Genomic DNA, 10,270 nt, shown 5'->3' with positions numbered 1-10,270 from the left:
CTTGCAGCGGCCGTCCGGCGACAGGCCCCGCTGGCGGCTGAACTCCACGAAGGTGACCGGCGTCGACATGACCGTCACCCCGCCGGCCAGCGCCAGGGAGCATTCCCCGCTACGCAGCGCCTTGACCGCCATGTCGAGCGCGACCAGCGACGACGAGCAGGCGGTGTCGACCGTCACCGCCGGGCCCTCCAGACCCAGGGTGTAGGCCACGCGGCCGGACACCAGCGCGCCCGTCACACTGCTGCCCGGATAGTCGTGGTAGACCAGCCCCGCGAACACGCCCGTCGCGCTGCCCTTCAGCGACGGCGGGTCGATCCCGGCCCGCTCCACCGCCTCCCACGAGGTCTCCAGCAGCAGCCGCTGCTGCGGATCCATCGCCAGCGCCTCCAGCGGGCTGATCCCGAAGAACTCCGGATCGAAGTCGCCCGCGCCGTCGAGGAAACTGCCGTGCCGGACGTAGCTGGTGTTCTCGCCCGTCCCGTCCGGGTCGTACAGCCCGTCCAGGTTCCAGCCCCGGTCGGTGGGGAATTCGCCCACCGCGTCCCGGCCGTCGGCGATCAGCTCCCACAGCCCCTCCGGCGTGGCCGCGCCACCGGGGAAACGGCACGCCATTCCCACGATCGCGATCGGCTCCCGCTCCCGGTCCTCCACCTCGTGCAGACGGCGCCGGGTTTGCTGCAACTCACCGGTAGCAAGCCGCAGATACTCCCGCAGCCGGTCCTCGTTGGAGTCCTTCGACATCGTCATCAACCCATCCGTGAAAGTCCACAAGCAGACGCGGTGTCCGTCAGGACAGTCCCAGTTCCTTGTTCAGCGCCTCGAACAGCTCGTCGTCGGAAGCATCGGCGGCGGGCGCCGGGGCGCCGTCCGGCCCGCCATCCGCCACCACTCCGCTCCGGGCGTCCCGCGCCCGCCGCGACAGCGCCTCCAGCCGGGCCGTGACCTTGGCGTGCGCCGCGTCGTCGTCCGCCGCGAGCGCGGTCAGGGCGGCCTCCATCCGGCTCAGTTCGGCCAGCAGCGGCGCGGCGGGGTCGGCGTCGGCCGACCGGTAGAAAAAAGAAAAAGCAGACCGGCGACGGCGAGCGGTGTCGGGTAGTCGAAGACCAGCGTCGGGGGCAGTGAGAGACCGGTCTCGGCGTTGAGCGCGTTACGCAGTTCCACGGCGCCCAGCGAGGTGAGGCCCAGCTCGTTCACCGCGCGGTCCGGCGGCACCGCCTCGACGCCGTCGTGTCCCAGGATGCGCGCGACATGGCCACGTACCAGGTCCACCAGGAGCTGTTCGCGTTCCGCCCCGGTCAGCCCGTTCAGCCGCCGCTCCAGTGACGCCCTGCCGGACGATGCCCGGCGGGCCGGGGCGCGTACCAGTCCGCCGAACAGCGCCGGAAGTGTCCCCGTCTCGGCCTGGGTGCGCATCACCGCAAGGTCGAAGCGGACCGGAAGCGTCGCGGGTGGCCGACCGGGCACGGTCGCCGCGTCCAGCAGCGCGAGCCCCTCGTCGGGGGACAGCGGTGGCATTCCGGTACGCCGGAGCCGCAGCAACTCGGCCTCGTCCAGCCGGTCGGCCATGCCCCCGACCTCGGTCCACGGCCCCCAGCCCACGCACAGCGCGGGCAGCCCCCGGGCGGTGCGATACCGGGCGAGCGCGTCCAGCCAGGCGTTCGCGGCGGCGTAGTTGCCCTGTCCGGCGCCGCCGAGGGTGCCCGCGACGGACGAGAAGAGCACGAACGCCGAGAGGTCGTGGTCGCGGGTGAGTTCGTGCAGATGCCAGGCGGCGTCCACCTTCGGCCTCATGACCGCGTCCAGCCGCTCGGGGGTCAACGCCCCGAGCAGCGCATCGTCCACGATCCCGGCCGAGTGCACGACGCCCGTCAGCCGCCGTCCGGCCACCAGCGCGGCCACGGCGTCCCGATCGGTGACATCGCAGGCCGCCACTTCCACCGCGACGCCCAACTCCGCTAGTTCCGCTACGAGTTCGACCGCTCCCGGTGCATCCATTCCCCGGCGGCTGGTCAGCAGCAGGCTCTTGACGCCGTGCTCACCGGCCAAGTGGCGGGCGGTCAGGGCGCCGAGCCCGCTCGTGCCACCGGTGATCAGGACCATGCCGTCCGGGCCCCACGACGGGGCGCCGTCCAGCGCCGGGACGCGGGCCAGCCGCGGCACCCGGATCTCGCCGCCGCGAACGGCCATCTCGGGCTCGCCGGGCAGGCGCAACGCCTCGTCGGGCAATTCGGCGCCGGGGCCGGCATCGGCGTCCAGGTCGACCAGGACGAACCGGCCCGGATACTCCCCCTCCGCCGCGCGCACCAGCCCCCACACCGCCGCATGCCCCAGGTCGGTGCCGTCGGTCGCGCCCCGTGTGACGACCACGAGCCTCGCGGGCTCCGTCTGCTCGTCGGTCAGCCACTTCTGGACGACGGACAGCACCTGCCGGGTCAGCGCACGGAAGCCCTCGGGTGTGGTGTCCTCGACCGGCGGGCATTCGTAGACCACATGGGTGCCGGTCCCGGAGTCCGCAAGGGGCACCGGTGGGGCGATCCACTCCACGTGGAAGAGCGATTCACGGCCGCCGGTGTGCGCCCGTACCTCCTCCGTGGAGATCGGCCGTGTCTCCGCCGACTCCACCGACAGGACCGGACGCCCTTCCTCATCGACACCCACCGAGGCCCCGCGCCACGCGTGGGCAAGGGTCGGTTCGCTGTTGTTCCGCACCCCGGCGGCGTCGAGCACCGTGGCGTACGTCGCCTCATCGCGCACCCAGGAGGGGCCATCGGCCTCAGCGGCCAGGACACCCGTGGCGTGCTTCGCCCAGGCCGTCCGGCCGTCACGCCGCGCGTGCACGCTGACGGCCCCCGCCTCGTCGACCAGCACGCGCAGCGTCATGACGTCCTCGGGGTCTGCCATGACCAGCGGCGCGTGGACGTCGAGCTCCTCGACCCGCCCCCGGCCCGTGCGCTCGGCGGCGAACAGGGCCAGTTCCAGGAACACCTGCCCGGGCACCACCACCGCGCCGAAGGCGTCGTGGTCGGCGAGCCAGGGGTGGGAGTCGAGGGAGAGCCGCCCGGTGAACACCGCCCCGCCTGCCTCGGGAAGCTCCACCATCGAGGTCAGCAGCGGATGGTCGACGGCGTCGGCCCCGGCGAGGGCCGTGGGCTGCTCGATCAACCAGTAGCGGGTGCGCTGGAAGGCGTACGTCGGCAACTCGACCCGGCGCGCACCGCGCCCCGCGAACACCGCGGCCCAGTCCACCGGCACACCCACCGCATACAACCGCCCCACCCCGGCGAACACACTCTCCACCTCGGAACGATCCCGACGCAGCGCCGCCGCCATCGTGCCCTCAACGCTCTGCTGCGCCATCGCCGTCAGCACACCATCCGGCCCCACCTCCAGGAACCGCGTCACACCCTCTGCATGCAACGCACGTACGTCATCGGCGAACCGCACCGCATCGCGCACATGCCGCACCCAGTACTCCGCCGACGTCATGTCCTTGACCAGCCGGATCTTCGGCTGCCCATAGGTGACGGCCTCGGCCACCTTCCAGAAGTCCTCCAACATCGGATCCATCAACGGCGAATGGAACGCATGCGAGACCGACAGACGACTCGTCTTACGGTCCGTGAACCGCCCGGCCACCGCCGCCACCGCATCCTCAGCACCCGACACCACCACCGACGACGGACCGTTGACCGCCGCGATCCCCACCTCACCGTCCAGCAGCGGCGCCACTTCCTCCTCCGTGGCCTGGATCGCCACCATCGCCCCACCCGACGGCAACGCCTGCATCAACCGGCCCCGCGCCACCACCAACCGCGCCGCGTCCTCCAGACTCAGCACACCCGCCACATGCGCCGCCGCCACCTCACCAATGGAGTGACCGGCCAGGATGTCCGGCCGAAGACCCCAGGACTCCACCAGCCGATACAACGCCACTTCCAGCGCGAAGATCGCAGGCTGAGCGAATTCCGTGCGCTCCAACGCCGCCCCGTCGTCGCCCCACACCACCTCCTTCAACGCCAGCCCCGACGCCTGACACACCGCATCGAAAGCCGCCGCGAAGACCGGGAAGGTGTCATACAACTCCCGCCCCATGCCAAGGCGTTGACTCCCCTGCCCGGTGAACAGAAACGCCACCTTGCCGCCCGCGCCCGCCACCACATCGCTGATCGTCTCCGATCCGACCAGCACCGCACGATGCTCCAGCGCGGCACGCCCCGTCGCCGCCGAGAACGCCACATCAAGCTGGTCGTGGTCCTCGGCGAACGCACGGATCCGCTCCACCTGGGCCTGAAGCGCCTCGGCGGTTCCGGCCGAGACGACGATGGGGGCCACGGGCAGCTCGTGGCGTTCCTCGGGCTCGTCCTCGACCGGTGGCGCCTCTTCGACGATCACATGGGCGTTCGTCCCGCTCATGCCGAACGAAGAGACGCCCGCGCGGCGCGGACGCTCGCCGCGCGGCCACTTCCTCGGATCGGTCAGCAGCCGGACGTTGCCCTCCGACCAGTCCACCTGCGTGGTCGGCTCATCCGCATGCAGTGTCCGCGGCAACACACCGTGCCGCATCGCCTGCACCACTTTGATGATCCCGGCCACGCCCGAAGCCGCCTGGGTGTGGCCCATATTGGACTTGATCGACCCCAGCCACAGCGGCTCCGCGCGATCCTTTCCGTACGTCGCCAGCAGCGCCTGCGCCTCGATCGGATCGCCCAGCGTCGTCCCCGTGCCATGCGCCTCGACCGCGTCCACATCACCCGCCGACAACCCCGCGTTCGCCAACGCCTGACGGATCACGCGCCGCTGTGACGGGCCGTTCGGGGCCGACATACCGTTGCTGGCGCCATCCTGATTGAGCGCGCTCCCCCGTACGACGGCCAGCACCGGGTGCCCGTTGCGGCGGGCGTCCGACAGGCGTTCCAGCAGGAGGACCCCGGCACCCTCGGAGCAGCCGACGCCGTGGGCTCCCGCGCCGAACGATTTGCAGCGGCCGTCCGTCGCCAGACCGCGTTGCTCGCTGAAGTAGATGAACATCTCGGGGGTGGACATCACCGTCACACCGCCCGCGAGGGCGAGCGTGCACTCTCCCGAGCGCAGCGACTGCATCGCCATGTGCATCGCCACCAGCGACGACGAGCACGCCGTGTCCAGGGTCACCGCGGGGCCTTCGAGACCGAGGGTGTAGGAGACCCGGCCCGAGACGATGCTGCCGCCGTTACTGCCGCGCGCGTAGTCGTGGTACATGACCCCGGCGAACACGCCCGTCGGGCTGCCCTTCAGCGACAGCGGATCGATCCCGGCCCGCTCCAGCACCTCCCACGACACCTCGAGGAGTAATCGCTGCTGGGGGTCGGTTTCGGTCGCCTCGCGCGGGCTGATCCCGAAGAGCTGGGCGTCGAACTCGCCCGCGTCATGGAGGAACCCGCCCTCGCGAGCGGCGGTCTTCCCCGGCTTGCCGGGCTCGGGGTCGTAGATGTCCTCGACGCCCCAGCCACGGTCGGCCGGAAACTCCGAGATCGCGTCCACGCCCTCGTCCACCAGCCGCCACAGCCCCTCGGGCGAATCCACCCCGCCCGGATAGCGGCACGCCATCCCGACGATGGCGATCGGCTCCCGGTCGCGGTGTTCGATCTCCGCGATGCGTTTGCGGGCAGCGCGCAGATCCGTGGTCGCGCGCTTGAGGTAGTCAAGAAGCTTCTCCTGGTTGCCCACCACAGCCACCCCGGGTCGAAAAGGCGCCCGACACTGCGACGCGCGCTTGCCGGGAACGCTACGCAGGGTGAAATGACCCCCCAACCCCTGATCGCCCCTAACCTCCTCACGCCTCTCCGCCCGGCGCGTGAGCCGTCTCCTTTTACGTGTGCTTTGCTTTTCGGGAACCCGGTCACCGTCGGGAGCGTTCACCTTGGACAGACCGCGAAGCAACGCGACCGACGAGCAGAACCGGACAAGCAGCAACAAGAAGCCGAGGTGGCACCAATGGCAATGTGGGACCGGCTCAAGGACCAGGCCAAGAACCTCCAGCAGGCCCAGAGCGCTCGCGGAAGGAGCGGGTCCGGGCAGGGCCACGGATCCTTCGGGCAGGGGCAGCACGGCGGCCACGGGTCCGGCTCGTCCTCCGGCGGCTCCAAGGCCCAGCTGGTCGGGCTGCTCAAGTCCCAGCTCGCGTCGGTCAAGACCGAGCTGAAGAGCGGCGCCTACCGCGATGCCTCGATGGCGATGTGCGCGCTGGTGGCCGCGGCGGACGGGCACGTCGAGCCCGCGGAGCGGCAGCGTGTCGAGGAGCTGATCACCACCAACGAGGTCCTCCAGAACTTCCCGGCGGACCAGCTCCGCCAGCGGTTCAACAAGAACCTGGACCGGCTCATGGCCAACTTCCAGCTGGGCAAGACCGAGGTGATGCAGGAGATCGCCAAGGCGGCCAAGAAGCCGACGGAGGCCCGCGCGGTCATCCAGACCGGCATCGTCATCGCCGGGGCCGACGGTTACATCGAGCCGTCCGAGCAGCAGGTCATCCACGAGGCGTGCGCCGCCCTCGGGATCCCGCCCACCGAGTTCGGTATCTGAGCCGCACGCAGGCCCCGGGCCGCCCGGGGCCTGCGGCCCGCCCCCATAGATGGCACGTACGTCACCGGGTGCCGGGGTGGAGAAGCCGGAAGGCCCGGCGGGCCCGCCGGGCCTCCGTGGCGCTCGCGCCAGTGTCGGGCATCGGCAGGGTGGCGAACCAGCCGAAGCGGCCGGGGTGTTCGGCGGCGAGGGACGCGGAGTGGCCGTTGAGCCGACGGGCCAGGGCGTTGGCCTCGCCCGGGTCGGCGATGCCCGCCTGGGTGAGCAGGTCGCGGTGTCGGTCTCAGGTGAAGGTCACCGACACCGGCCCGAGATCGCTGAAGCGTGCCTCGATCCGCTGTCCGGCGCTGACGAACGGGGCGCCGGTCATGGTGCCGGGCAGCACCAGGTGCCCGGGCTCCAGGGCGGTGCCGAACTCGGCGAGGGTGTTGACCAGCCAGGCGACCGCGGCCGCGGGGTGACCCAGCACCTCGCTGCCGCTGCCCGAGGCGACCCGCTCGCCGTCGACCAGCAGGTCGGCCACGACGGCGGCCAGGTCGGGCGCCTCGACCAGGGGTGTCCAGGCGCCCCAGACCAGACCGGCCGAGCTGGCGTTGTCGGCCACCGTATCGGCCAGCGTGATCTTCCAGTCGCGGATCCGGCTGTCGACGATCTCCAGGGCGGGAGCGACCGCCTCGGTGGCCGCGAGAACGTCCTCGACGGTGACGCCCGGCCCGCGAAGCGGCTCGGCGAGCCGGAAGCAGATCTCCGGTTCGATGCGCGGGGCGCAGTAGCGCGCCGCCGGTACGGAACCGCCGTCGCGGTGGACCATGTCGTCCAGCAGATGGCCGAAGTCCGGCTCGTCCACGCCGAGGAGCTGCTGCATCGCGGCCGCGGTGAGCCCGACCTTGTGACCGACGACCGTGGCGCCGGCGGCCAGGCGCCGGGCGATGTTGTCCCGCTGGACGGCGTAGGCGTCGGCCACTTCCAGGCCGGGCATCAGCTCCGTCAGCGGGTCGATCGGCGTCACGTCGCGCTCGGCCTCCCGCAGCAGCCGTCCGGCTTCCGCGCGCTGTGCGTCGGTCAGGGTCATCCGTTGCTCCTCGTTGCCAGGCGGCTCGCCGCGTCGTGGACGAGCCGCGCGTGCAACTCGAAGATATCCCCGGCGGACGTCAGGTGGCCGTGCAGGTCTTTCCGTTGAGGGTGAAGCCACCCGGAGCGCTGGTCGTCCCGGTGTGGTTGGCCTGATAGCCGATGGTGACGCTCGCGCCCGGGGCGAGTGTGCTGTTGTAGGCGGCGTTGGTGGCGGTCACGGCTCCGCTCGCGGGGCTGTAGGTGGCGCCCCAGCCGCCGGTGATGGTCTGGCCGGAGGGCAGGGTGAAGCCCAGCTGCCAGCCGTTCAGCGTGGTCGTGCCGGTGTTGGTGACGGCCACGGAGGCGGTCAGGCCGGTGCTCCAGGCGCTGGTGGTGGCCGACACCCGGCAGGCGCCCGGCTGGGGCTGGGGCGCGGGGCCGTTGGCGTCCAGGCCGAAGAACGTGATCACACGGGCCGCCATGCCGCTGGTGACGAGGTTGTGGCCGACGCCCTGGAGGCTGATGGCCTCGACGGGGGCCCGGTCACCGGTGGAGCCGTACCGGGTGCGGGTCCAGCCGGACTGGGGGGAGTCGGTGCGGGCCGGGGTCTGGCTGACGCCGTGCACGTTCGTCCACTGCTTGGTCTCCTCCCCGAAGTTGGGGTAGCGCAGGATGTCGTCCTGTGTGCCGTGCCAGAGCTGCATACGGGGCCGGGGCCCGCTGTACCCCGGGTAGGCGCCGCGGACCAGATCGCCCCACTGCTGCGGGGTGCGGGTGATGGTGCCGTTGGCGCAGTCGCTGTTCCACTCCGACCCGTTGGTGGTGGCGAAGCAGGCGAACGGCACGCCCGCGAAGGCGGACCCGGCCGCGAACACATCGGGGTAGTCCCCGAGCAGGACGTTGGTCATCATCGCGCCGGAGGAGGTACCGGTGGCGAAGACCCTGCTGGTGTCGGCGGAATAGGTACGGACCGTCCAGTCGACCATGGACTTGATGCCCACCGGGTCGCTTCCCCCGCCGCGGGTCAGCGCCTGTGGTGAGGAGACGTCGAAGCACTTGCTGGCGCGGGTGACGGACGGGTACACGGCGATGAAGCCGTACCGGTCGGCCAGGGAGGCGAACTCGGTGCCGGAGTACATCGCGGGCCCGGATCCCGTGCAGTAGTGCACGACCACCACCACGGCCGGGTTCGGGGCGACGTTGTCCGGAACATACAAGTACATCTGGAGATTGCTGGGGTTGGTGCCGAAGTTCTTGATCTCGGTCAGGGCCGCGGTGGGAGCCTTGGTCCCGGCGGAAGCCTCGGTAGCGGCGGAAGCCTCGGTGGTCGCCGTACGGGCCGAGGCCGTGGGCGCACCCAGCAGCATGACCGCGAGTAACGAGGCCAGCGCTCCGCCGAGGGCGGCGAGCACCGAACGCCGTGGTCCGCGCGGGGTGGTGCGGGTCGATGGGGACACGTCCTCATCCCTTCCTGATCGCGGTTGCGGATCAATCGTGACCAGGACATGCCGCTGAAGAGCGCCCCCGTACGCGGCCTGCCCGCGCAGCATCGTGGCATGAACACGACCGTCATGGAAGCGCTCCCACGGCAGGTGGCACACCACAGGGCAGCGGGACGATGCCCACGGAGCGGCCGTCGCCGTCGAGCAGCCGCCCCATGTGCTTGACCGTGCGCAGGACCAGCGAACGGTCGTCAATGGTCAGACGGGGCAGCCGCCGGGCCAGATGCGCCTCGAAGGCGTGGACGTCGCTCAGGGCGCGCAGCCAGACGTCGATCACCAGATTGTGCGGACCCGCCATGATCGCGCACGCGCGGACCTCGCGGAAGCCGGACAGCACCCGGCTCGTCTCCGCCAGGTGCTGGGCCGGTACGGAGGCGAAGTACACCGCGGACAGCGGCCATCCGAAGGGCGTACGGGCGAGGTCGCAGCGCAGGCTCACCCGCGACGGGAGCAGCGCCTGGAGCCGGCGGCGCACCGTGGTGAGGCCCACCTCTGTCGCCGCCGCGAGCCTGCGCATCGGCATACGGCCGTCGGCGCCGAGCAGTTCGAGCAGCCGCGCGTCCAGCGTGTCCCAGCCCGCTTCGGCATCGCTCTCCGGCCGGGCCGGCGGGGGCAGGGCGGCCGTGTCCAAGCGCGCGCACTGGTCGCCGTCCAGGCTGCGCAGCCGCCATTGGCTGCCCTCCGTCGGCATGCCGGTGGATATGTGCGCCCGTGTCGCCCGCACCCCGGGCATCCCCTGGAACAGCCGTGTGGTGAGACCGAGCAGTTCGTCGAAATCCCGGACCTGTACCTCGGCGATCACATCGCGGCCGCCCGAGGTGAGTTTGACGTTGACCATCGCGTGGTCCGCCGCCAGGGCACGGGCGACGTTCACCGCGGCACCGGGCTCCGTGTCGACCTCGATGACGCCCGTCGCCACGACCCGGGAATTGGCCAGCCGCGGATGGGCCGTCACCCAGGCGAGTCCGGCGTCCGCCAGGCGCTGCCAGCGCCGCGCGGCCGTCACCGGGTCGACTCCCAGCACCTCACCGACGAGCGTCCAGGGAGCTCTGGGGTGGATCTGTAGCGCGTGCACGATGCTGCGGTCGAGTTCGTCCAGCTCCGGCGCGGCACGATCCTGCACCGCCCGAGGAGGCGCGTTCCTGCGGGTTTTC

At 71.3% G+C, this 10,270-nt stretch carries 7 protein-coding genes; 1 reads left to right on the top strand and 6 read right to left on the bottom strand.

Annotation, left to right across the window (positions count from 1 at the left end; translation table 11 throughout):
* The 3 genes from SSOG_RS39580 to SSOG_RS39570 all read right to left on the bottom strand — a co-directional run.
* The coding region (locus SSOG_RS39580; protein WP_425385444.1) for a beta-ketoacyl synthase N-terminal-like domain-containing protein at positions 1-750 on the bottom strand (750 nt) is incomplete at its 3' end.
* Between the two features lie 37 nt (positions 751-787).
* Positions 788-997 carry a hypothetical protein gene (locus tag SSOG_RS39575; RefSeq protein WP_009719938.1) on the bottom strand — a complete coding sequence of 70 codons (210 nt, stop codon included), beginning with the start codon at positions 995-997 and terminating at the stop codon, positions 788-790.
* 5 nt (positions 998-1,002) lie between these two features.
* Positions 1,003-5,955: a type I polyketide synthase gene (locus SSOG_RS39570; protein WP_245606476.1), complete on the bottom strand. Its 4,953-nt coding sequence runs from the start codon at positions 5,953-5,955 to the stop codon at positions 1,003-1,005.
* An 18-nt stretch (positions 5,956-5,973) separates the two neighbouring features.
* Here SSOG_RS39570 and SSOG_RS39565 point away from each other — a divergent pair, with 18 nt between their 5' ends.
* Positions 5,974-6,561 carry a tellurite resistance TerB family protein gene (locus tag SSOG_RS39565; RefSeq protein ID WP_039939784.1) on the top strand — a complete coding sequence of 196 codons (588 nt, stop codon included), beginning with the start codon at positions 5,974-5,976 and terminating at the stop codon, positions 6,559-6,561.
* Positions 6,562-6,844: 283 nt separating this feature from the next.
* On the opposite strand, the gene SSOG_RS39560 is transcribed toward SSOG_RS39565, so the two are convergent.
* From SSOG_RS39560 to SSOG_RS39550, 3 genes are all read right to left on the bottom strand, one after another.
* On the bottom strand, positions 6,845-7,633 hold the full coding sequence (locus SSOG_RS39560) for a 2-keto-4-pentenoate hydratase (protein ID WP_039939782.1): 789 nt from the start codon (positions 7,631-7,633) through the stop codon (positions 6,845-6,847).
* A 79-nt stretch (positions 7,634-7,712) separates the two neighbouring features.
* The gene (locus tag SSOG_RS39555; RefSeq protein WP_039939781.1) at positions 7,713-9,071 is read right to left on the bottom strand and encodes an extracellular catalytic domain type 1 short-chain-length polyhydroxyalkanoate depolymerase; all 1,359 of its coding nucleotides are present in this window, start codon (positions 9,069-9,071) and stop codon (positions 7,713-7,715) included.
* Positions 9,072-9,183: 112 nt separating this feature from the next.
* The gene (locus SSOG_RS39550; RefSeq protein ID WP_009719933.1) at positions 9,184-10,239 is read right to left on the bottom strand and encodes an Lrp/AsnC family transcriptional regulator; all 1,056 of its coding nucleotides are present in this window, start codon (positions 10,237-10,239) and stop codon (positions 9,184-9,186) included.
* Between the last annotated feature and the right edge of the window lie 31 nt (positions 10,240-10,270).

It is taken from the genome of Streptomyces himastatinicus ATCC 53653 (genome assembly GCF_000158915.1).
GTDB classification, from domain to species: Bacteria; Actinomycetota; Actinomycetes; order Streptomycetales; family Streptomycetaceae; genus Streptomyces; species Streptomyces himastatinicus.
Note: the sequence above shows the minus strand (reverse complement) of the source record. Positions and strands in the feature narration are given on the sequence as shown.

Bases quoted from the DNA above. Each gene is read 5' to 3' on its own strand.
- SSOG_RS39575 (WP_009719938.1), bottom strand. From the start codon at position 997: ATGGAGGCCGCCCTGACCGCGCTCGCGGCGGACGACGACGCGGCGCAC.
- SSOG_RS39565 (WP_039939784.1), top strand. From the start codon at position 5,974: ATGGCAATGTGGGACCGGCTCAAGGACCAGGCCAAGAACCTCCAGCAG.
- SSOG_RS39560 (WP_039939782.1), bottom strand. From the start codon at position 7,633: ATGACCCTGACCGACGCACAGCGCGCGGAAGCCGGACGGCTGCTGCGG.